The following is a 21,811-nucleotide window of genomic DNA, read 5'->3' as shown; positions in this document are numbered from 1 at the left end:
CCTTGTCGGGCCTTGTCGGGCCTTGTCGGGCCTTCTCGGGTCGCGCCGATCGCGGCGCCAACCTCCGTCGCGACATTCAGCATATCGATACATCAAATCGACCGCGTCGCGCTCCCGCCGGGCGCGCGGCCGGTCGTCCCGCGCACCACCAGTTTCGGCAGCGACGCGATCCGCACGCGCGACGCAGCGCTGCTGCGCTCGCCCGCGTCGCGTAGCGCATTGAGCAATTCGACCGCGAGCCCCGCGGCCTCGGCGGTCGGGATCGCAACGGTCGTCAGCGTGGGGCGCGTGTCGCTGGCCAGGTGTATGTCGGTGATCCCGACGATCGACAGGTCGTCCGGCACACGCCTGCCGCGATCGGCCGCCGCATGCATCGCCCCGATCGCCGGCAGGTCGTTGGTCGCGACCAGCGCGGTCAGCCGCGGATGCGCGTCGAGCAGCCGCCCCGCCGCGCGCACGCCGCCGTCGATCGAATCGGGTTCCGCCGCGACGATCGACGCATCGAGCCCGGCTTCACGCATCACGTCGACGAAGCCGTCGTAGCGCGCCGCCTGCACGCCGCTCGCCGACCCGCCGACGATCACGCCGATCCGCTCGTGGCCCAGCTCGAGCAAGTGCCGCGTCGCGATCCGCCCCGCCTCCCGAAAATCGATCGCGACGCACGGCAATCCGTCGGGCGGCGCCTCCGGCCGCTCCCACAGGCATAGCACGACCGGCACACCGCGCGCCGCCACGTCGAGCAGATCCGGCAGATGCAGGTTCGCGTTGGTCACGAGAATCCCTTCGGAGATCGTGCCGGCAATCTGGTCGAGATACGCGCGCCCTTGCAGCGGATCTTCATTCGTATTGCAGACGATCAGGAACTGCCCGTTGCGGCGCACCGCGCGCTCGACCGCCAGCGCGAACTCCGGGTAGAACGGGTTCGCGATGCTCGATACCATCAGCGCGACCGTCGGCGCGCGCCCTTCCGCCAGCGCACGCGCCGCGAGATGCGGCCGATACCCGAGCGCCTCCACGGCTTCCAGCACCCGCGCACGCGTCGCCTCGCCCACCCGGCCGCGCTCGCGCAGCACGTTCGACACGGTCGCGGCCGTCACGCCGGCGCGGCGCGCCACTTCATCCAGGGTTGCCATCGCTTGCTCACTATATGAGACGTCTATCCAGTATTTGCTTCGCCTACCGAAGCGGCGCACTATCGCCGCACACCCTGCCGCCCGACCGACGGGCGCGACTCGGCCGCGATCGCATCGCCCCTTTTTTTGATCGCGATGATTAAGCGCTTAATCACCGATGATGGCGCATTAAAACATGGAGCGGAGACAATGGCGAGCATCTCGATGCGGCGCGTACAGAAAGCCTATGGCGATCACGCGCCGGTCATTCGCGACGTCGATCTGGAGATCGGCGCGCACGAGTTCTGCGTGTTCCTCGGGCCGTCCGGATGCGGGAAGTCGACGTTGCTGCGGATGATCGCCGGGCTCGAGGATTTGAGCGCGGGCGAGCTGTCGATCGACGGCCGCCGCGTCGACGACGTGCCGGCCGCCGAGCGCGGCGTCGCGATGGTGTTCCAGAGCTACGCGCTGTTTCCGCACATGACGGTCTACGAGAACATGGCGTTCGGGCTGAAGCTCGCGCGCGTGCCGAAAGCCGAGATCGACCGGAAGGTGCGCGATGCCGCGCGCATCCTGCAGCTCGACACGCTGCTCGAACGCAAGCCGAAGGCGCTGTCGGGCGGCCAGCGGCAGCGCGTCGCGATCGGCCGCGCGATCGTGCGCGAGCCCGGCGTGTTCCTGTTCGACGAGCCGCTGTCGAATCTCGACGCCGCGCTGCGTGGCCAGACCCGCATCGAGATCGCGCGGCTGCACCGGCAGTTCGAACGCGCGAGCGTCGTCTACGTGACGCACGACCAGACCGAAGCGATGACGCTCGCCGACAAGATCGTGCTGCTGCACGCCGGCGCCGACACCGCGCAGCACGGCAGCATCGCGCAGGTCGGCGCGCCGCTCGACCTCTACCACCACCCGGCCAGCCGCTTCGTCGCGGGCTTCATCGGCTCGCCGCGGATGAACTTCCTGCCGGCCGTCGTCACGGCGTGCGATGCCCGTCGCACGACCGTCACGCTCACGCCGTCCGGCGAGACCTTCACGCTGCCGCGCGACGGCTCGGCGCTCGGCGCCGGCGCCGCCGTGACGCTCGGCATTCGCCCCGAACACCTGACGCTCGGCGCCGCGCACGACGCCACGACACTCGCACGCGACGTCGCGCTCGTCGAACGCCTGGGCGAACAGACCTACGTGCACCTCGACCAGCCCGGCGGCCACGCGCTGATCGCGAAAGTGCCCGGCGACGCGCAGGTGCGTACCGACGAGCGCGTGCACGTACATGCGCCGGCCGCGGCCTGCCATCTCTTCACCGAAGACGGCCGCGCGGTGCCCGCGTGCGCCGACGTCCACGTTCACCACTACGCATAAGGATCGGGCATGCGCCTCGGAGTCTGTTACTACCCGGAACACTGGCCGGAATCGATGTGGGCCGACGATGCCCGCAGGATGAAAGCGCTCGGCATCGAGCAGGTGCGGATCGCCGAATTCGCGTGGAGCCGCATCGAGCCGTCGCCCGGCGAATACGACTGGGGCTGGCTCGATCGGGCGGTCGACGTGCTCGGCGCGGCCGGCCTCGAGATCGTGATGTGCACGCCGACCGCGACGCCGCCGAAATGGCTGGTCGACCGCCATCCGGACATCCTCGCGATCGGCGCCGACGGCCGGCCGCGCGCGTTCGGCTCGCGCCGCCACTACGACTTCTCGTCGCCGACCTATCTCGAGGCGTCGCGGCAGATCTGCACGGCGGTCGCCGAGCGCTACGGCCGGCACCCGGCCGTGCGCTACTGGCAGACCGACAACGAGCTGGGCTGCCACCAGACCGTCGTCAGTTATTCGCCGGCCGCGCTCGTGCGCTTCCGTGCGTGGCTGAAGGCGCGCTACGGCACGATCGATGCGCTGAACCGCGCGTGGGGCACCGTGTTCTGGAGCATGGAGTATCGCCATTTCGACGAGGTCGATGCGCCCGTCGGGACCGTGACCGAAGCGCACCCGTCGCATCGCCTCGACTACCGGCGTTTCGCGTCGGACGAAGTCGCGCGTTATCACCGGATGCAGGTCGACGTGATCCGCGCGCACTCGCCGGGCCGGCCCGTCGCGCACAACTTCATGCAGCTGTTTACCGAGTTCGACCATTACGAAGTGGCGCGCGACCTCGACGTCGCGACGTGGGACAGCTATCCGCTCGGCGCGCTCGAGGAGCAATGGTTCGCGCCCGACGTGAAGGCACGCTGGCTGCGCACCGGCCATCCCGATTTCGCGTCGTTCAATCACGACCTCTATCGCGGCATGTCGACGCTGCCGTTCTGGGTGATGGAGCAGCAGCCGGGCCCCGTGAACTGGGCGCAGTGGAACCCCGCGCCGCTGCCGGGGATGGTGCGCCTGTGGAGCTGGGAGGCGTTCGCGCACGGCGCCGGTTGCGTGTCGTACTTCCGCTGGCGTCAGGCGCCGTTCGCGCAGGAGCAGATGCATGCGGGCCTGAACACGCCGGACAACCGGCTCGACGAAGGCGGCCGCGAGGCGCAGCGCGTCGCTCAGGAGATCGCCGCCGTGCTCGACGCCGGCGCGGATGTCGACGCGAACGGCGCGGTGCGTGCCCCCGTCGCGCTCGTGTTCGACTACGAAGCGAAGTGGCTGTTCGAAGTGCAGCCGCAAGGCGCCGATTTCCACTACCCGCGCTTCGCGTTCGAGTACTACACGGCGCTACGTTCGCTCGGCCTCGACGTCGACATCGTTTCCGCGCATGCGCCGCTCGACGGCTACCGGCTCGTCGTCGTGCCGCCGCTGCCGGTCGTCCCGGACGATTTCGCCGCGCGGCTCGCGGCCTCGGGCGCGCACGCCGTGTTCGGGCCGCGCACCGGCTCGAAGACCGTCGACCTGCAGATTCCGCCGACGCTGCCGCCCGGCCCGCTCGCCTCGATCCTGCCGGTGCGCGTATGGCGCGTCGAATCGCTGCGGCCGAACGTGACCGAGCGAATCGACGGCACTCTGTGCGACGGTACGCCGCTCGCGGGCCATGCGCGCCACTGGCGCGACTTCGTCGAACTGCACGACGACACGCGCAGCATCGTGCGCGCGCGCTTCGCCGACGGTCACCCGGCCTGCGTGTCGCACGGCACGCTGCACTACTGGGCCGCGCTGTTCGACGACGCGACCACCGCCCGGTTGTTCGCCGATGTCGCGGCCGAAGCCGGCCTCATGCCGACGCCGCTCGGCGACGGTGTGCGCGTGAGCCGGCGCGGCGGCCTGACCTACGTTTTCAACTATGGCGACACGCCGCACACGATCGACGCGGTACCGCCGTCGGCGTTCGTGCTAGGCACCGCGCAAGTCGGGCCGCAAGACGTGGCCGTGTATCGAAGCCGTTCGTAGCACCCCGGCACCGGCGCCACGATGCGCCGGTCACGCACAAGACGACACACAGGAATGGAGACACGCATGACACATCGCCCCCTTCGCTTCGCCGCCCGGCTCGCCACGGCCGCCGCCGTCGCACTGGCATCGCTCGGCACGACGGCGCCCGCCGATGCCGGCACGCTGACGATCAACATCGCGTTCAAGGGCGCCAGCCAGCGCGCGGTCTGGCAGTCGACGCTCGACGCGTTCCACAAGGCGCATCCCGACATCGACGTGAAGGCGACCTTCGTCGACGAGGAAGCGTACAAGGTGCAGCTCCCCGCCTGGCTCACGACCGTCGCGCCGGACGTCGTGAACTGGCACGCCGGCGAGCGGATGGCGTACTACGCGAAGCGCGGGCTGTTCGAGGACCTGAGCGGCGACTGGGCGAAGAACGGCTGGGGCGCGATGTATGCATCGACGCGCGACGCATCGTCGTACAACGGCAAGCAGTACGCGGCGCCGACCGTCTACTACTCGTGGGGGCTGTTCTACCGCAAGGACCTGTTCCGCAAGGTCGGCATCGCCGACGAGCCGAAGACGTGGGACCAGTTTCTCGACGCATGCAAGAAGCTGAAGGCGGCCGGCATCACGCCGGTCGCGATCGGCGGCCGCGACGCGTGGACCCTCGCGGGCTGGTTCGACTATCTCGACCTGCGCCTGAACGGCAACGCGTTCCACCAGCAGCTGATGGCCGGCGACGTGCCGTACACCGACCCGCGCGTGAAGAAGGTCTACACGACGTGGAAGTCGCTGATCGACGCGGGCTACTTCATCGACAACGCGCTGTCCTACGATCTCGACGGCGCCCAGCCGTTCCTGTTCCAGGGCAAGGCAGCGATGATGCTGATGGGTACCTTCATCGCGGCGGGTTTTCCGCCGAACGTGAAGCAGGAAATGGGCTACTACCGCTTCCCGATCATCGACCCGAAGGTGCCGACCGCCGAGGATGGCCCGGTCGAATCGCTGCATATCCCGACGAAGGCGAAGAACAAGGCCGACGCGCACACGTTCCTCGCGTTCGTCGAAACACCCGAGATGGGCGCGAAGCTCGCGGAAGGCCTCGGTTCGCTGTCGGCCAACAGCAAGTCGCCCGAGCCGGCCGATCCGGTCTCGCGCATCGGCTTCCGGATCCTGGCCGACACGAAGGGCGGCGTCGCGCAGTTCTACGACCGCGACATGACGAAGGAAATGGCCGACGAGGGGATGAAGGGGATGCAGCAGTTCCTCGCGAATCCGGCGCAGCTCGATACGGTGCTCGCGCAGCTCGAACAGACCCGCAAGCGGATCTACAAGAAGTAACGCCGTGACCCGCGCGGCGGTGCTCCGCCGCTGCGGCTGTCCCATCGTTCGCTCGTTCAGGAGCCCTGCCGTGTCCAGTCCGACTTCGTCCCGACACCTCGAGCCGCCCGCCGCGCCGCCGGAACCGCCGCCCCCTCGCGCGCCCGCCGCGGTTACCGCTGTTGCACTACCCGCGCGCCGCCCGTCGCCCGCCGTGCGGCGGCAACGGCGTGCTGCGTGGCTGTTTCTCGCGCCGGCCTGCGCGATGGTTGCCGTCTATGTGATCTGGCCGATCCTGTCGACGCTGTGGCTGAGCCTGTACAACTGGGACGGGATGACCGAGCGCACGTTCGTCGGTCTCGCGAACTATGCGGAGCTGCTGCAAGCGCCGACGTTCTACACGGCGCTGCGCAACAACGTGATCTGGCTCGCGCTCTTCATGCTCGCGCCGCCGCTCGGCCTCGCGCTCGCGCTGTACCTGAACCAGGCGGTCGCCGGCATCCGGCTCGTGAAGTCGCTGTTCTTCGCGCCGTTCGTGCTGTCGGGCGTGGTCGTCGGCCTGATCTTCTCGTGGTTCTACGATCCGACGTTCGGCCTGCTCGCGCTGATCGCCGGGCACGGCATCCCGGTGCTCGGCGACGCGCGCTACGCGACGTTCGGCATCGTGTTCGCCGCGCTGTGGCCGCAAACCGCGTACTGCATGATCCTGTACCTCACCGGCCTCACGTCGCTCAATCCGGAACAGATCGAAGCCGCACGCATGGAAGGCGCGCGCGGCTTCGCGCTGCTGTGGCACGTGGTGCTGCCGCAACTGCGGCCGACCACCTTCATGGCGATCGTCGTCACGGTGATCGGTGCGCTGCGCAGCTTCGACCTGATCTCGGTGATGACGAGCGGCGGCCCGTTCGAGAGCTCGACCGTGCTTGCGTATTACATGTACGACCAGGCGATCAAGTACTACCGGCTCGGCTATTCCGCGTCGATCGCGGTCGTGCTGTTCGCGATCATGCTCGTCTACATCGTGTTCCAGTTGCGCCGCCTGCTGCGCAACGAGCAATGACCTTCCGGGGATGCCTTCATCATGTTTCCGACACCCGTTGCCCAATGGAAGCCGGTTTCGCGCCGGCTGTACAAGCTGTCGCTGCCCGTCGCGCTCGAGATCTGGCTGCTGCCGATGATCGCCGTGTTCGTCACGTCGGTGCGCTCGACCGAGGAACTCGTCGAAGGCCACTACTGGGGCTGGCCGCGGCACTTCTCGATGATCGAGAACTATCGCGATGCGCTGACCACGTCGCCGATGCTGCATTACTTCTGGAACAGCGTGCAGATCACGGTGCCGTCCGTGCTTGGCTCGATCGCGCTCGCGGCGATGGCGGGCTTTGCGCTTGCGACCTACAAGTTTCGCGGGAGCACGGCGCTGTTCGGCACGTTCGTCGCGGGTAATTTCGTGCCGGTGCAGGTGCTGATGATTCCGGTGCGGGACTTGTCGCTGCGGCTCGGCGTGTTCAATACGGTCGAGGCGCTGATCCTGTTTCATGTCGCGTTCCAGACGGGCTTCTGCACGCTGTTCCTGCGCAACTTCATCAAGCAGTTGCCGTTCGAGCTGATCGAGGCGGCGCGGATCGAAGGAGCGGGGGAATGGACGGTGTTCTGGCGGATCGTGTTGCCGTTGATCCGGCCTGCGTTGGCCGCGCTGGCGATTCTTGTTTTTACGTTCGTGTGGAATGACTACTTCTGGGCGCTGTGTCTCACGCAAGGCGATGAGGCCGCGCCGATCACGGCAGGGGTCGCCGCGTTGAAGGGGCAATGGACGACGTCGTGGAACCTCGTGTCGGCGGGGTCGATCCTGGCGGCGTTGCCGTCCGTCGCGATGTTCTTCGCGATGCAGAAACATTTTGTGGCGGGGCTGACGTTTGGAGCGACCAAAGGCTGAACGCGCGCAGCCCTGCGTATTCGTATCTCCCCCTCTGCATCGAGAGGTTGCCCGCTTCGGCGGGCTTTTTTTGCTGCCAGGGTGTAGCGAGATACGCAGTACGAGCCGCCTGCATTCGGCCAGGATCGGACAATCGACTGCACTCGTCGAATCGGCGACAATACCGAATACTGAGAAGCAAGTAAAAGCCGCCGAATTAAACCGTGATATTCAGGACGCCACTCGCCACGCAAAAAGGAAGGCTTTGTCGGCAAGCTGTTCTGATCCGGATGCATGCGGTTACGGCACTGTTGTGCAGAGTCGAGTCGGTGCGCGCGTTTATCCCGCAACAATTGCTGCACCCATTACATTGTGAATTTCAGCCTGGATAATCATGACAAACAAGGTCTTGCCGATTCCCACGCCGGCGGCGGCAATTTGTGCATCAGGGCTGGCGCGCGTTGATTTCGCCGATGCATATTCCGGCCAGGCAGATCGAACCTACGCCGACGCCGAACAAGCGGCGCGCGCCGCGTTCGCGGATCCGCCGCACGCCGTCCGATGCCTGATGGCCTTGCGTAACGGAATCGTGGCGCCGTTCGGACTAAGGGCGAGTATTGATTTCAGCGATCGTGGGCTGGGAAAAATCGACGTTTTTCCAATCATTTCGAGTACGAATGATGAAGTCGTCGTCGGCGGTAACGACAAGCATCTGGATTTTCGGATCTGGATTGGCATCCAACCGGGGCTGAAGGGATCGGAAGTGACGATTTCAACCTTGGTCAAAATCAACAATCGCCTTGGAAAAGGCTACTTGTCTGTCATCATGCCGTTTCATAAGCTCCTGTCGCGCACGATGCTGCAACGGGCGGTCAATCTGAGCGCATAGCCCCTGAATCCGACAGCCAGGGACATCCCGGTGAATGAATACAGGAGGGAAGATGTCTGAGCGCGACACCAGGCTCCACGGTTGCTGGCGATTGGTTTCTTTTGATACTGAGTTTCAGGATTCGAAGGAGCGTACTCAACCGTGGGGCGCCGACCCCAATGGCTACCTTATTTTCGACCCTGATGGGCGAATGATGGTACTGGTCACCGCGAAGGCGCGGGAGCCAGGGAATACCGATGAGAAACTGGCGGCACTGTTCCGCACCGTGATGTCCTACACCGGTCGGTATCGGATAGACGGGGATAGGTTCATCACCAAGATTGACGCATCCTGGAATGAAGCCTGGAACGGCACTGAGCAGGAACGGTTCTACAGGCTTGATGGAGACGCACTCGAAGTCAGCACCGCCTGGATGCCGAATCCGTTGGTACCTGGAAATCCAATAGGAAGGGGGATTCTCGGTTTTAGACGCGAGTAATCTTCGTTACGCCGAGTTCGCAACCAGTCGCCAGTTTGCGGGTCATCATTCGACGGTGAGTCTGGCAGACAGGCAGCCGCCTTTGCATGACCGCATGGTGGCGGCCTTTTGAGCCGCGTCGGGTCGAAAAGCAGCATCGACGAAAATCCGCGATGACCGTTTCTTCAGGCCACCGCCGTTACGCCGCCCCCGTTTCGCTGCCCTTGATGCGCAACTGCACATCGACCGATCCGATGTTCTTCTCATGCGACACGAGCATCTGCGTGAGTGCATGGTGCATATCCGGCTGCACAAGCGTCGGCAGCAACGCCTGCAACTTCCGCACGACCCAGCGCTGGCCCCGATTCAGAAACGCGAGCCGCTCCGCCAGACCGTCAATCGCCATCGCCTGTTCATAAAACGCCCCGGTAGCATGCGTCGGCGTCGCATCGAGCGACCGAATCGCGTCGACCAGCACCGCACACCCGTGCGCCTCATCCTGCCGAATGCCGGCCACGAGCCGATGAAGTTCAGGATCGTCGATTTCCGCCGCCGTCTCCGACGCAACCCGAGCACCGGCACGCTCGGCCTCCAGCAGTTCGTTCAGCAACGCGACCAGCGCGTCACGCTGCGCATCGGCGGATTCGTCCATTGCATTGGCGGGGCAGGCGTCGTGCCCGTCATCGTGGATCCGGTTCGACATGCGATGTCCTCCGTTTCGGGAAGCGTGGCGCACCGGTTCGTCCGGCGTGGTTCCGTCACGCACGGCTCACGCGACAGCGTCACGCATCACGCATCACGCATCACGCATCACGCATCACGGCAAACGACAGGAGGCCACACGAAGAATGGCTGACAGTCTGACATAGCCATGTGACACGCGTTGCCAGACGACCCGCCGCGCGTGATGCCCGTCAAGACACGCCGCAACGCACCGCCGGGATCAAGTCCACCCTTCAAGCCGCAACGTCGACCGCACGAGCCGCTGCTCCTCCTGCTCGATCTCCCTCAGATATTCGACGCACTGGCGGATATGCTCGCTCGCCGCCTTGCGCGCCTGCTCGGGCAGCCGCCCGGTCACCGCGTTATAGAGCCGCGCATGCTGGCGATCGATCTGCTTCTTCAACGGCTCGCGGTGATAGAGGTTGTTCACCGACGCAAACACCGAACTCAGCAGCAGATCCGTCAGCGACTGCAACGTATTCACGAGCACCGGGTTATGCGACGCCTCGCAAATCGCGAGATGAAACGCGTGATCGAGCTTCGCGCGCGCGGCCGGGTCGAGATCCTGCGCATCGGCCGCGGTCATCTCGTCATAACGACGCTTGATCAGGATGAAATCGGCGGACGTTCCGCGCAGCGCCGCCAGCCGCGCGGCCTCCGTCTCGAGCATCCCGCGCACTTCGAACAGGTCGTACAGCGTGCGCGGCTGCGAGCCGAGCAGGTGCATCATCGGCGAGACTTCGCGCTGCGGGGTCAGGCTCGCGACGAACGAACCCTTGCCGTGCGTCGTCTCGATGATCCCGCGCGCACGCAGCAACTTCATCCCTTCGCGCACGGCCGTGCGCGACACGCCGAGCTTCTCGGTCAGCCGCCGTTCGGACGGCAACGCCTGCCCGGCCTTCAGCACGCCGTCGACGATCAATTGCTCGATCCGCTCGGCGACGACATCGGCGACATTGCGCGCCGGCGCTTGTCGATCCTGCATTTCCATACTGGTATGACCACTTTTGACGGATGTCGCCGATTTTCTCATAAACCCTTGTCGTGACTGGCTTTTACGTCAAGACCCACCCTAGCTTCACGGCACGTCTTGAAAAACTGGTATGACCACGCCCGCGACGTATGGACACACACCGGCCGGCCGCCAAGAATGCCGTCCATCCGGCGCGTCGCGCATCCCGCGGCCGCCCGCATGGTGAAGAGTGGAGACGGAGACACACGATGAGTTTCACCTACGACGAACGGATCGACGGCCCGCTGGCGACCGTCGGCCGCGACACACTCGTCGCCGCACTGCACGCGGCGGCGCCCGGCCTCGACGTGCTGCACGAGCGCGAAGCGCTCAAGCCGTTCGAATGCGACGGCCTCGCCGCCTATCGCACGGTGCCGCTCGCGGTCGTGCTGCCCGACACGGTCGAGCAGGTGCGCGCGGTGCTGCGCGTCGCCGCCGCGCTCGGCGTGCCGGTGGTCGCGCGCGGCGCGGGAACCGGGCTGTCGGGCGGCGCGATGCCGCTCGAAAAGGGCCTCCTGCTCGTGATGGCGAAGTTCAACCGGATTCTCGACATCGACCCCGACGCCGGCGTCGCGCGCGTGCAGCCCGGCGTGCGCAACCTCGCGATCTCGCAGGCAGCCGCGCCGCACGGCCTCTACTACGCGCCCGATCCGTCGTCGCAGATCGCATGCTCGATCGGCGGCAACGTCGCCGAAAACGCGGGCGGCGTGCACTGCCTGAAATACGGGCTCACCGTGCACAACATCCTGAAGATCGAGATCCTGACGATCGACGGCGATACGCTCACGCTCGGCGCCGACGCGCTCGACGCACCCGGCTTCGACCTGCTCGCATTGTTCACCGGCTCGGAAGGGATGCTCGGCATCGTCACCGAAGTGACCGTGAAGCTGCTGCCGAAGCCGCCGAGCGTGAAGGTGCTGATGGCGAGCTTCGACGACGTCGCCGAAGCCGGTGCCGCCGTCGCGCGGATCATCGGCGCGGGCGTGATCCCCGGCGGCCTCGAGATGATGGACAACCTCGCGATCCGCGCGGCCGAGGATTTCATCCACGCGGGTTATCCGGTCGACGCGCAGGCGATCCTGCTGTGCGAACTCGACGGCTCGCCCACCGACGTCGACGAAGATGCCGAACGCGTCGCCACGCTGCTGCGCGATGCCGGTGCATCGGAGATCCGTGTCGCGCGCGACGAGGCGGAGCGCCAGCGCTTCTGGGCCGGCCGCAAGAACGCGTTCCCGGCGGTCGGCCGCATGTCGCCCGACTACTACTGCATGGACGGCACGATCCCGCGCCGCGAACTGCCGCGCGTACTCGAAGGAATTGCCGCGCTGTCCGCCGAATACGGGCTGCCGGTCGCGAACGTGTTCCACGCGGGCGACGGCAACATGCACCCGCTGATCCTGTTCGACGCTAACCGCCCCGGCGAACTCGACCGCGCGGAAGCGCTGGGTGGAAAGATCCTCGAGCTGTGCGTCGCGGCGGGCGGCAGCATCACCGGCGAGCACGGCGTCGGGCGCGAGAAGATCAACCAGATGTGCGTGCAGTTCAGCGCCGACGAAATCGCGTTCTTCCACGCGGTGAAGGCCGCGTTCGATCCGCAGGGCCTGCTCAATCCCGGCAAGAACATCCCGACGCTGCACCGCTGCGCCGAATTCGGCGCGATGCACGTCCATCACGGCAAGCTCCCGTTTCCCGAACTGGAGCGTTTCTGATGCGACGCGAAATCGAATCGATCGACGACAGCGCGGCACTCGTCGCCCAGGTCGACGCGGCGATCCACGACCGCCAGCCGCTGCACATTCGCGGCGCCGGTACCAAGGCGTTCCTCGGCCGCCCCGTCGAAGGCCGCACGCTCGACGTGCGCACGCATCGCGGCGTCGTGTCCTATGACCCGACCGAACTCGTCGTCACCGCGCGCGCGGGCACGCCGCTCGCCGACCTCGAGGCGATGCTCGATTCGGCCGGCCAGATGCTGCCGTGCGAGCCGCCGTCGTTCGGCGGCGCGGCCACGGTCGGCGGCATGGTCGCGGCGGCGCTGTCGGGCCCGCGCCGCCCGTGGGCCGGCGCGGTACGCGACTTCGTGCTCGGCTGCCGCGTGATCACCGGCCACGCGAAACACCTGCGCTTCGGCGGCGAGGTGATGAAGAACGTCGCGGGTTACGACGTGTCGCGGTTGCTCGCGGGCAGCTTCGGCTGTCTCGGCGTCGTGACCGAGGTGTCGCTGAAGGTGCTGCCGAAGCCCCGTGCGACGTGCGATCTCGCGTTGCCGCTCGCCGTGGACGAAGCCGTGCAGCGCGTCGCCGCATGGCGGCGCGCGGGGCTGCCGCTCGCGGGCGCCTGCCACGCGGACGGCGTGCTGCGCGTGCGGATCGAAGGCGGCGAGGGCTCGGTGAAGGCCGCGCGCGACACGATCGGCGGCAACGCCATGGACGACCATGACGATGCGTTCTGGGCACGGCTGCGCGACCATGCGCTGCCGTTCTTCGACGACCCGCGCCCGCTGTGGCGCGTGTCGGTGCCGGCCGCCGCGCCGCTCGACGCACTGCCCGGCGCGCTGCTGGCCGACTGGGGCGGCGCGCAGCGCTGGCTGAAAAGCGACGCCGCACCGGCCGACGTGCAGCGGCTCGCCGCGCAATGGGGCGGGCACGCGACCTGCTTCACGCCGGGCACGACGCACGAGCCGTTCCAGCCGCTGCCGCCCGCGCTGCTGCGCGTGCACCGCCAGCTCAAGGCACAGCTCGACCCGCATGCGATTTTCAATCCCGGCCGCCTGTACGCCGATTTCTGACGCGCCCCCGATCCCGACCCGCCGATGCAAACCAATCTCAGCGAAGCAAGCAAGGCCCTCGCCCGGGCCGACGAAGCGGAAGCGATCCTGCGCGCGTGCGTGCACTGCGGCTTCTGCAATGCGACCTGCCCGACCTACCAGGTGCTCGGCAACGAGCTCGACGGGCCGCGCGGGCGCATCTACCTGATCAAGCAGCTGCTCGAAGGCGAGCCGTGCGGCGAACGCACGCAGCGGCATCTCGACCGCTGCCTGACGTGCCGCAACTGCGAGACGACCTGCCCGTCCGGCGTGCGTTATCACACGCTGCTCGACATCGGCCGCGCGGAAGCCGAAAAACGTGCGCAGCGGCCCGCGCGCGAGCGCCTGCTGCGCGCGGGGCTGCGGCACGTCGTGCCGCGCCCGGCGACGTTCGCCGCGTTGCTGAAGGCCGGCCGCGCGCTGCGCCCGCTGCTGCCCGGCACGCTGCGGGACAAGATTCCGGCCGCCGTGCCCGCGGCCGCGCCGCGCCCGCCCGTGCGCCACGCGCGGCGCGTGCTGATGCTCGAGGGCTGCGTGCAGCCGTCGCTGTCGCCGAACACCAATGCGGCCGCCGCGCGCGTGCTCGACCGGCTCGGCATCAGCGTGAGCCCGGCGCGCGAGGCCGGCTGCTGCGGCGCGACCGAATATCACCTGAACGCGCAGGATGCCGGCCTCGCCCGCGCACGCCGCAACATCGACGCATGGTGGCCCGCGATCGAAGCGGGCGCGGAAGCGGTCGTGCTGACGGCAAGCGGCTGCGGCGCGTTCGTGAAGGAATACGGCGACCTGCTGCGCTCCGACCCCGTCTACGCGGAGAAAGCGCGGCGCGTCAGCGCGCTCGCGCGCGACCTCGCGGAAGTGATCGCGGCCGAGCCGCTCGACGCGCTGGCCGAATCGACGCCGCGCCGCATCGCGGTTCATTGCCCGTGCACGCTGCAGCACGCGCAGCGGCTCGGCGGCGCGGTGGAAAACATCCTGACGCGGCTCGGCTTCGATCTGACGAATGTCGCCGACGGCCATCTGTGCTGCGGTTCGGCCGGCACGTATTCGCTGACGCAGCCCGAACTCGCGACGACGCTGCGCGACAACAAGCTCGATGCACTCGAAGCCGCACGCCCGGACCTGATTGTCACGGCCAACGTAGGCTGCCAGACTCACCTGAACGGCGCAGGCCGCACGCCGGTGCGCCACTGGATCGAGCTCGTCGACAACCATCTCGTCAACTGACCTGATTCCGGAGGATCTCCATGCAGACGAAACCCGAACTCGAACTGGCCGATGCCGACCGCATGCTTGCCGCCGCCCGCGCGGAAGCGGAACGCCACGGCTGGGCCGTGTCGATCGCCGTCGTCGACGACGGCGGCCACCTGCTCGCGTTTGCACGCCTGGACGGCGCATCGCCGGCCAGCGCCTGTATCGCGCAGGACAAGGCGCGCGCGGCGGCGCTCGGCCGGCGCGAGACGAAGGCGTATGAGGATATGATCAACGGTGGCCGCACCGCGTTTCTCAGCGCGCCGCTGACGGGGTTGCTCGAAGGCGGCGTGCCGGTCACGGTCGGTGGCCGGATCGCGGGCGCGATCGGCGTGTCTGGCGTAAAGTCCGAACAGGACGCGCAGATTGCCCGCGCCGGCACACAAAGCGTCGCGACATAACCAGCCAAACCGCGCGCGCATTTTTCCCCGGGAGGATTAACGATGATCGACCAAGCAGGACTGCAAGTCGCGCCAGCGCTGAGCCAGTTCATTGAAAACGAAGCGTTGCCGGGCACCGGCATCGACAAGGCCGCGTTCTGGAGCGGTTTCTCGGCCCTGGTGCACGACCTGGCGCCGCGCAACCGCGAGCTGCTCGCGGAACGCGACCGCCTGCAGCAGGAACTCGACACCTGGCACCGCGCGCATCCCGGCCCGGTGCGCGACCACGCCGCGTATCGCGCATTCCTCGAACAAATCGGCTACCTCGTGCCGGTCCCGTCGAACGTCGCGGCAGCCACCGCGAACGTCGACAGCGAGATCGCGACGCAGGCCGGCCCGCAGCTCGTCGTGCCGCTGTCGAACGCGCGTTATGCGCTGAACGCCGCGAACGCCCGCTGGGGCAGCCTGTACGACGCGCTGTACGGCACCGACGCGCTGCCGGAAGACGGCGGCGCCGAACGCACCACCGCCTACAACCCGACGCGCGGCCAGCGCGTGATCGACTACGCGCGCAACGTGCTCGACAACGCGGCGCCGCTCGCGAGCGGCTCGCACCGCGACGCGCTGCGCTACCGCGTGCAGGACGGCCAGCTTGCCGTCGAAACCGCCAAGGGGATCGTCGGCCTCGCGCAGCCGGCGCAGTTCGTCGGCTACCAGGGCGCGGCCGACGCGCCGTCCGCGATCCTGCTGAAGCACAACGGCCTGCACCTCGAGATCCAGATCGACGCATCGACGCCGATCGGCCGCGCCGATCTCGCGAACGTGAAGGACGTCGTGCTCGAAGCCGCGGTCAGCACGATCATCGACTGCGAGGATTCGGTCGCGGCGGTGGACGCCGACGACAAGGTCCAGCTCTACCGCAACTGGCTCGGCCTGATGCAGGGCACGCTGGTCGAGGAAGTCGCGAAGGGCGGCAAGACCTTCACGCGCCGCCTGAACGCCGACCGCGAGTACACGACGCCCGACGGCGGCACGCTGTCGCTGCACGGCCGCTCGCTGCTGTTCGTGCGCAACGTCGGCCACCTGATGACCAACGGCGCGGTGCTCGACCGCGACGGCAACGAGATTCCGGAAGGGATCCTCGACGGCGTCGTCACGGTGCTGTGCTCGCTGCACGACCTGAAGGCGAAGCGCAACTCGCGCACCGGCTCGATCTACATCGTGAAGCCGAAGATGCACGGCCCGGTCGAAGTCGCATTCGCCGATACGCTGTTCGCGCGCATCGAGGATCTGTACAACCTGCCGCGCAACACGCTGAAGATGGGCATCATGGACGAGGAGCGCCGCACCAGCGTGAACCTCGCCGCGTGTATCGCCGCCGCCGCCGCGCGCGTCGCGTTCATCAACACCGGCTTCCTCGACCGCACCGGCGACGAGATGCACACCGCGATGGAAGCGGGCCCGATGATCCGCAAGGGCGACATGAAATCGTCGGCATGGATCCAGGCGTACGAGCGCAACAACGTGCTCGCGGGCCTGTCGGCCGGCCTGCGCGGCCGCGCGCAGATCGGCAAGGGCATGTGGGCGATGCCCGACCTGATGCACGCGATGCTCGAGCAGAAGATCGCGCATCCGCGCGCCGGCGCGAACACCGCGTGGGTGCCGTCGCCGACCGCCGCGACGCTGCACGCGCTGCACTACCACCTCGTCGACGTGCAGGCCGTCCAGCAGGAACTCGAGAAGACGCCGTACGCGAGCGAACGCGACACGCTGCTCGAAGGGCTGCTGACCGTGCCGGTCGTCGAGCGTGCCGAGTGGAGCGAAGCCGAGATCCTGAGCGAAGTCGAGAACAACGCGCAGGGCATCCTCGGCTACGTCGTGCGCTGGGTCGAACAGGGCGTCGGTTGCTCGAAGGTGCCGGACATCCACGACGTCGGCCTGATGGAAGACCGCGCGACGCTGCGCATTTCGAGCCAGCACATCGCGAACTGGCTGCGCCACGGCGTGATCACCGAGGCGTTCGTGCTCGACGTGTTCAAGCGGATGGCGCGCGTCGTCGACCAGCAGAACGCCGGCGACCCGAACTATCGCCCGATGGCGCCCGGCTACGACCAGTCGACCGCGTTCAAGGCCGCATGCGCGCTCGCGCTGCAGGGCACGTCGCAGCCGAGCGGTTATACCGAGCCGCTGCTGCACCGGTTCCGGCTCGCGTTCAAGGCGCAACAGCACGGCGGATAAGCACGGCCGTGCCGCGGGTTTCCGGCGTGCCGGGAGCCCGTATGCCGGGAGCCCGTAAGCCGGAAGCCCGTACGCCGGGCTTCACGAAACGGGCGGCCGCAACGGCCGCCCGTTTTCATTTTCGCGTTCGCCCGGCTGTTGAAACGAATAATCGGCGCATATCGATACCTTCATTTTTTCACTCGCCTGCCGTTAACCCGATGGAATCGGCGGCCGCGCGCGCGGCGGTTTCGCCGCTCATGCCGTACAGCCTTGCGCCGGAACGCTTTGCCGGATATTCGCAAGCCCGGGAATTCACTGAAACTTGATCCGGATCAACGGCCCGCAACATTTTTCGCGCGCGCGAACGCGCGCGTTATACTCCGTTGAATTCACACTGCCGATTCGTCGGATCGTTGAATCGGCGTAGATGTCACCAGTAAATGCGCGATTTACCGGTATATCTGGCCGCGATTCCCGGTAATCAGTGTCCATTTTCTCGCCGGCCGGCAGAAAGGCGTCGAATGGACGCGTGGCGGATCGCCGCCGCCACGTCATACGAACAATTGCATCGGCCCGCCGCCCGGCGGCAATGCCCATCGATCCACGGACCATGGCAGAAACCGATTACGCAGTGCCCAGCGAATCCGGCCTGACGAGCCGTGTCGCCGCACATCTGCGCCGGCTCCTGCTGCCGCACCTGATCTTCTATACCGGGCTGCTGATCGCGCTGCTCCTGCTGTCCCTGTGCGGGATCGTGCTGTACGAAGGCCGCATCGACGCGCGCGACCGCTCGATCTCGATGCAGCAGAATCTCGCGCTGATGGCGTCGTGGGACATCGAGCGCAACATCGAGATCTACTCGCTGTCGCTGCAGGCCGTCGTCGAAGGCGAGAACGACCCGGATGTCGTCAAGCTGCCGATGCCGCTGCGCCGCCAGGTGCTGTTCGACCGTGCGACGACGGCCAAGTACCTCGGCGGCATCTACGTGCTCGACGCGAAGGGCGACATCGCGGTCGACGGCAAGAGCGACGTGCCGCGCAAGGCCAACTTCGGCAACGAGCCGTACTTCGCGGTGCACCGCGACCATCCGGACGTCGGCCTGTACGTCAGCCCCCCGTATCACTCGCGCTTGCGCGGCGGCTCGCCGAGCATCGCGCTCAGCCGGCGGATCACGAAGCCCGACGGTTCGTTCGGCGGCACCGCCGTGATGTCGATCCGGCTCGAATATTTCCAGAACCTGTTCTCGCGGCTGTCGCTCGGCGATCGCGGCTCGATCGCGCTGATCAACACCGACGGCAAGATGCTCGCGCGCGAGCCGTACGACCCGAAGATCGTCGGCCGTGACATCAGCCGCGCCAGCACGTTCCGGCGCTTCATGACCGCCAACGAAGGCAGCTTCGCCGATACCGCGTCGATCGACGGCGTGCGCCGCCTGTACGTGTTCCGGCATCTCGAGCACCTGCCGCTCATCATCATGGTCGCGCGCTCGGAAGCGGATACCTACGCCGCGTGGTACGACCGTGCGATTCCGATCGGCTCGGCGATGGTCGCGCTCGCGATCGGCTTCGTCGGCCTGTCGCTGCTGCTCGACGTGCAGCTGCGCAAGCGCCACCGCGCGGAAACCGAACTGCAGGCGCTCGCGCGCACCGACGGCCTCACGGGCCTCGACAACCGCCGCATGCTCGACGTCACGCTCGCACGCGAATGGCGCCGGGCCGCGCGCTCGCAGCACGCGCTGTCGCTGCTGTTCATCGACGTCGACTACTTCAAGCGCTACAACGACACCCAGGGGCACCAGGCCGGCGACGACGCGCTCGCCGCGGTCGGCCACTGCATCGCCGGCTGCCTGCGCCGCCCGGCCGACTACGCGGCGCGCTACGGCGGCGAGGAGTTCGTCGTCGTGCTGCCCGACGTCGACACGGACGGCGCGGCGTCGATCGCCGAGACGATCCGCACCGGCGTCCTCGATCTCGGCATCCGGCACGACGCCGGGGCGACCGGCCGCCTGACGGTGAGCATCGGCGTGACGACGAGCTATCCGGAACACGACGACGACATGCAGGCCGCGCTGAAGCTGGCCGACGACGCGCTGTATCGCGCGAAGGAAGGCGGGCGCAACCGCATCGTCGTGCTCGCGGCCCCCTCCGGCGGCCTCGCGGCGCGGCGGGCCTGAACGGGCCACCGCCGGGCGACGGCAGGGCGGCTGGCCGGCCCCTGTCGCCGCCCGCGCGCAAAATCGCCGACAATGTCGCCTCGACACGCCGCCGCGCGGCTGCCTGGCCCGGCCGGCCCGCGCGGGTCGCGGCCGCTTCGCACCACCATGAGACTCAAGGCAAAGATCTTCCTTCTGGCCATCGTGCCGTTCCTGCTCGCGATCGCCGGCATCGGTTTCGGCGTGCGCCAGCAGGCGACGTCCCTCGCGCGCACGCAGCATGCGACGATCCAGGCCGCGTACCTGTCGAGCAAGGAGGTCGAGCTCAAGCACTACGTCGAGCTCGCGACGAGCGCGATCATGCCGCTCTACGACGCGAGCGGCCGCAACGCGCGCGACGACGCGCTGCTGCGCACGCAGGCGCTCGCGATGCTGCAGAAGATGGATTTCGGCCCGGACGGTTATTTCTTCGTGTACGACCTGCACGGCAATTCCCTGATGCATCCGCGCGAGCCCGAGCGGGTCGGCCACAACTACTGGTCGATGCGCGACCCGCAGGGCGCGCTGACGATCCAGCAGCTGATCGGCGCGGCGTCGAGCGGCGGCGGCTACGTGCGCTACGCGTGGCAGCGGCCGTCGACGGGCCGGGTCGCGCCGAAGCTGGGCTACGTCATCGCGCTCGAACGCTGGGGCTGGATGGTCGGCACCGGCATCTATCTCGACGATGTCGACACCGCGCTGCAGCGCATCGACGCGCGCGCGTCCGCGAACATCGAGCGCACGATGAGCTGGCTCACCGCGATCGCACTCACGGGTGCCGCCGCGATCGCCGTGTGCGCGCTGGTGCTGAACGTCAGCGAGTCGCGCAGTGCCGACGCGAAGCTCAAGCTGCTCGCGCAGCGCGTCGTCGAATCGCAGGAGCAGGAGCGGGCGCGGCTGTCACGCGAGCTGCATGACGGGATCAGCCAGATGATGGTATCGGCGAAGCTGATGCTCGAATCCGCGCTCGCGCGCTTCGAACGCGGTACCGCGCGCATGCCCGAGGCCGAGCAGGCGCTGACCTCGGGCGTCGTGCGGCTCGGCGACACGCTGCGTGAAGTACGGCGCATCTCGCATGCGCTGCGCCCCGCGATGCTCGACGATCTCGGCCTCGCGGCGGCGCTCGAGCAACTGGTGCGCGAGCTCGGCGCCGAAAGCGGCGTCGACATCGGTTATACGCAGGTCGCACACAGCGGCGCCCGGCCGCTGCCCGCCGCGGTCAATACCGCGCTGTTCCGGATCGCGCAGGAAGCGTTGAGCAACATCGTGCATCATGCGCGGGCGTCGCGCGCGGCCGTCACGCTCGACGTCGGCGCGCAATCCGTCACGCTGACCATCGCCGACAACGGCTGCGGCTTCGACGCCGAACGCTCGCAGGCCGACGTGCGCCACGGCATCGGCCTGCGCAACATGCGCGAGCGCCTCGACGCGCTCGGCGGCACGCTGACGATCACGTCGCAGGTCGGCCACACGATCGTCGCCGCGCGCGTGCCGCTGCGCAGCGACGCGTGACGACGCCCCCCCCACAACAGGAGACCTTTCGCATGAGCGCCCCCGACACCGCCCGGCCCGTCGCCCGACTGCTGCTCGTCGACGATCACCCGCTCGTGCGCGACGGCTTGCGGATGCGGCTCGAAGCGGCCGACCTGTCCGTGGTCGGCGAAGCCGGCAACGCCGACGAGGCGCTCGCGCTCGCCGCGTCGCTCGAACCCGATCTCGCGCTGATGGATATCGGCATGAACGGAATGAACGGCATCACGCTCGCGGGCGTGTTTCACGAACGCTTTCCGGGCATCCGCGTGCTGATGCTGTCGATGCACGACAACGTCGAATACGTGACGCAGGCCGTGCGTGCCGGCGCGAGCGGCTACCTGCTGAAGGATTCGCCCGCGAGCGAGATCGTGCGCGCGATCGGCACGGTGCTGGCGGGCCAGACGTTCTTCAGCGAAGGGCTCGCCGCGCGGATGATCCACGCGAGCACGACCGCATCGCCGCTCGACCGGCTCACGCCGCGCGAACGCGACATCCTCGACGCGCTGGCGGAAGGGCTGTCGAGCAAGCAGATCGCGCAGCAGACGGGGCTGTCGGTGCGCACGGTCGAGACGCACCGGCTCAACCTGAAGCGCAAGCTGGAGATCGAGGGACAGGCCGAGCTGATCAAGTTCGCGGTCGAGCATCGGCGAAGGTAGCTCGGCG

18 protein-coding genes and 1 pseudogene are annotated in these 21,811 nt (G+C 67.7%); 16 read left to right on the top strand and 3 right to left on the bottom strand.

The genetic code is table 11. The features are described 5' to 3' along the window. Positions 1-92: 92 nt before the first annotated feature. Positions 93-1,133 (bottom strand): LacI family DNA-binding transcriptional regulator, encoded by a 1,041-nt coding sequence (locus VK92_RS37090; protein ID WP_048023962.1) that lies wholly within the window; start codon positions 1,131-1,133, stop codon positions 93-95. A gap of 189 nt (positions 1,134-1,322) precedes the next feature. On the opposite strand from VK92_RS37090, the gene VK92_RS37085 reads away from it, so the two are divergent. The 7 genes from VK92_RS37085 (at position 1,323) to VK92_RS37055 (ending at position 9,056) form a co-directional block, all read left to right on the top strand. Next, positions 1,323-2,471: an ABC transporter ATP-binding protein gene (locus VK92_RS37085; RefSeq protein ID WP_048023960.1), complete on the top strand. Its 1,149-nt coding sequence runs from the start codon at positions 1,323-1,325 to the stop codon at positions 2,469-2,471. Positions 2,472-2,480: 9 nt separating this feature from the next. After that, positions 2,481-4,472, top strand: a complete 1,992-nt coding sequence (locus tag VK92_RS37080; RefSeq protein ID WP_048023958.1) for a beta-galactosidase — start codon at positions 2,481-2,483, stop codon at positions 4,470-4,472. A 66-nt stretch (positions 4,473-4,538) separates the two neighbouring features. Next, the gene (locus VK92_RS37075) at positions 4,539-5,798 is read left to right on the top strand and encodes an ABC transporter substrate-binding protein (protein WP_048023956.1); all 1,260 of its coding nucleotides are present in this window, start codon (positions 4,539-4,541) and stop codon (positions 5,796-5,798) included. 70 nt (positions 5,799-5,868) lie between these two features. Next, the gene (locus VK92_RS37070) at positions 5,869-6,837 is read left to right on the top strand and encodes a carbohydrate ABC transporter permease (protein ID WP_048023954.1); all 969 of its coding nucleotides are present in this window, start codon (positions 5,869-5,871) and stop codon (positions 6,835-6,837) included. 21 nt (positions 6,838-6,858) lie between these two features. Beyond that, positions 6,859-7,710 carry a carbohydrate ABC transporter permease gene (locus VK92_RS37065; protein ID WP_048023952.1) on the top strand — a complete coding sequence of 284 codons (852 nt, stop codon included), beginning with the start codon at positions 6,859-6,861 and terminating at the stop codon, positions 7,708-7,710. Between the two features lie 373 nt (positions 7,711-8,083). Beyond that, a complete protein-coding gene (locus tag VK92_RS37060; RefSeq protein WP_081068676.1) occupies positions 8,084-8,578 on the top strand; it encodes a DUF2867 domain-containing protein in 495 nt (164 codons plus the stop codon). Between the two features lie 52 nt (positions 8,579-8,630). Continuing rightward, positions 8,631-9,056, top strand: a complete 426-nt coding sequence (locus tag VK92_RS37055; protein WP_048023950.1) for a lipocalin-like domain-containing protein — start codon at positions 8,631-8,633, stop codon at positions 9,054-9,056. A gap of 178 nt (positions 9,057-9,234) precedes the next feature. On the opposite strand, the pseudogene VK92_RS37050 reads toward VK92_RS37055, so the two are convergent. After that, a pseudogene (locus VK92_RS37050) lies at positions 9,235-9,675 on the bottom strand (DUF6306 domain-containing protein); the annotation flags it as partial. A 303-nt stretch (positions 9,676-9,978) separates the two neighbouring features. Continuing rightward, entirely contained in the window at positions 9,979-10,749 is a 771-nt protein-coding gene (gene glcC, locus VK92_RS37045) for a transcriptional regulator GlcC (protein ID WP_027790226.1), read from the bottom strand. A gap of 230 nt (positions 10,750-10,979) precedes the next feature. Here glcC and glcD point away from each other — a divergent pair, with 230 nt between their 5' ends. The 9 genes from glcD (at position 10,980) to VK92_RS37005 (ending at position 21,804) form a co-directional block, all read left to right on the top strand. Then, positions 10,980-12,479 carry a glycolate oxidase subunit GlcD gene (gene glcD / locus VK92_RS37040; protein ID WP_048023946.1) on the top strand — a complete coding sequence of 500 codons (1,500 nt, stop codon included), beginning with the start codon at positions 10,980-10,982 and terminating at the stop codon, positions 12,477-12,479. Beyond that, entirely contained in the window at positions 12,479-13,555 is a 1,077-nt protein-coding gene (gene glcE, locus VK92_RS37035; protein ID WP_048023944.1) for a glycolate oxidase subunit GlcE, read from the top strand. Before glcD ends, glcE begins: the two co-directional genes overlap by 1 nt. A gap of 24 nt (positions 13,556-13,579) precedes the next feature. Further along, entirely contained in the window at positions 13,580-14,800 is a 1,221-nt protein-coding gene (gene glcF, locus VK92_RS37030) for a glycolate oxidase subunit GlcF (RefSeq protein WP_048023942.1), read from the top strand. Positions 14,801-14,820: 20 nt separating this feature from the next. Next, positions 14,821-15,225, top strand: a complete 405-nt coding sequence (locus tag VK92_RS37025; protein WP_048023940.1) for a GlcG/HbpS family heme-binding protein — start codon at positions 14,821-14,823, stop codon at positions 15,223-15,225. Positions 15,226-15,267: 42 nt separating this feature from the next. Next, on the top strand, positions 15,268-17,442 hold the full coding sequence (locus VK92_RS37020; RefSeq protein ID WP_048023938.1) for a malate synthase G: 2,175 nt from the start codon (positions 15,268-15,270) through the stop codon (positions 17,440-17,442). A gap of 41 nt (positions 17,443-17,483) precedes the next feature. Further along, complete coding sequence (locus VK92_RS42275; protein WP_131723353.1) at positions 17,484-17,750, top strand: hypothetical protein; 267 nt, start codon at positions 17,484-17,486, stop codon at positions 17,748-17,750. A gap of 284 nt (positions 17,751-18,034) precedes the next feature. Then, on the top strand, positions 18,035-19,597 hold the full coding sequence (locus tag VK92_RS37015) for a sensor domain-containing diguanylate cyclase (protein WP_048023936.1): 1,563 nt from the start codon (positions 18,035-18,037) through the stop codon (positions 19,595-19,597). Between the two features lie 147 nt (positions 19,598-19,744). Then, the gene (locus VK92_RS37010) at positions 19,745-21,127 is read left to right on the top strand and encodes a cache domain-containing protein (RefSeq protein ID WP_048023934.1); all 1,383 of its coding nucleotides are present in this window, start codon (positions 19,745-19,747) and stop codon (positions 21,125-21,127) included. Positions 21,128-21,159: 32 nt separating this feature from the next. Further along, complete coding sequence (locus VK92_RS37005) at positions 21,160-21,804, top strand: response regulator (RefSeq protein ID WP_027790218.1); 645 nt, start codon at positions 21,160-21,162, stop codon at positions 21,802-21,804. The last annotated feature ends 7 nt before the right edge of the window (positions 21,805-21,811 follow it).

The sequence above is a fragment of the Burkholderia sp. LK4 genome, assembly GCF_001043615.1.
GTDB lineage: Bacteria > Pseudomonadota > Gammaproteobacteria > Burkholderiales > Burkholderiaceae > Burkholderia > Burkholderia cepacia.
Note: the sequence above shows the minus strand (reverse complement) of the source record. Positions and strands in the feature narration are given on the sequence as shown.

Coding starts and splice junctions, on each gene's coding strand:
- VK92_RS37025 (WP_048023940.1), top strand. CDS start 14,821: ATGCAGACGAAACCCGAACTCGAACTGGCCGATGCCGACCGCATGCTT.
- VK92_RS37085 (WP_048023960.1), top strand. CDS start 1,323: ATGGCGAGCATCTCGATGCGGCGCGTACAGAAAGCCTATGGCGATCAC.
- glcE (WP_048023944.1), top strand. CDS start 12,479: ATGCGACGCGAAATCGAATCGATCGACGACAGCGCGGCACTCGTCGCC.
- VK92_RS37055 (WP_048023950.1), top strand. CDS start 8,631: ATGTCTGAGCGCGACACCAGGCTCCACGGTTGCTGGCGATTGGTTTCT.
- VK92_RS37090 (WP_048023962.1), bottom strand. CDS start 1,133: ATGGCAACCCTGGATGAAGTGGCGCGCCGCGCCGGCGTGACGGCCGCG.
- VK92_RS37015 (WP_048023936.1), top strand. CDS start 18,035: ATGGCAGAAACCGATTACGCAGTGCCCAGCGAATCCGGCCTGACGAGC.
- glcC (WP_027790226.1), bottom strand. CDS start 10,749: ATGGAAATGCAGGATCGACAAGCGCCGGCGCGCAATGTCGCCGATGTC.
- VK92_RS37075 (WP_048023956.1), top strand. CDS start 4,539: ATGACACATCGCCCCCTTCGCTTCGCCGCCCGGCTCGCCACGGCCGCC.
- VK92_RS37065 (WP_048023952.1), top strand. CDS start 6,859: ATGTTTCCGACACCCGTTGCCCAATGGAAGCCGGTTTCGCGCCGGCTG.
- VK92_RS37010 (WP_048023934.1), top strand. CDS start 19,745: ATGAGACTCAAGGCAAAGATCTTCCTTCTGGCCATCGTGCCGTTCCTG.
- VK92_RS37060 (WP_081068676.1), top strand. CDS start 8,084: ATGACAAACAAGGTCTTGCCGATTCCCACGCCGGCGGCGGCAATTTGT.
- VK92_RS37080 (WP_048023958.1), top strand. CDS start 2,481: ATGCGCCTCGGAGTCTGTTACTACCCGGAACACTGGCCGGAATCGATG.
- VK92_RS37020 (WP_048023938.1), top strand. CDS start 15,268: ATGATCGACCAAGCAGGACTGCAAGTCGCGCCAGCGCTGAGCCAGTTC.
- glcF (WP_048023942.1), top strand. CDS start 13,580: ATGCAAACCAATCTCAGCGAAGCAAGCAAGGCCCTCGCCCGGGCCGAC.
- glcD (WP_048023946.1), top strand. CDS start 10,980: ATGAGTTTCACCTACGACGAACGGATCGACGGCCCGCTGGCGACCGTC.
- VK92_RS37005 (WP_027790218.1), top strand. CDS start 21,160: ATGAGCGCCCCCGACACCGCCCGGCCCGTCGCCCGACTGCTGCTCGTC.
- VK92_RS42275 (WP_131723353.1), top strand. CDS start 17,484: ATGCCGGGAGCCCGTAAGCCGGAAGCCCGTACGCCGGGCTTCACGAAA.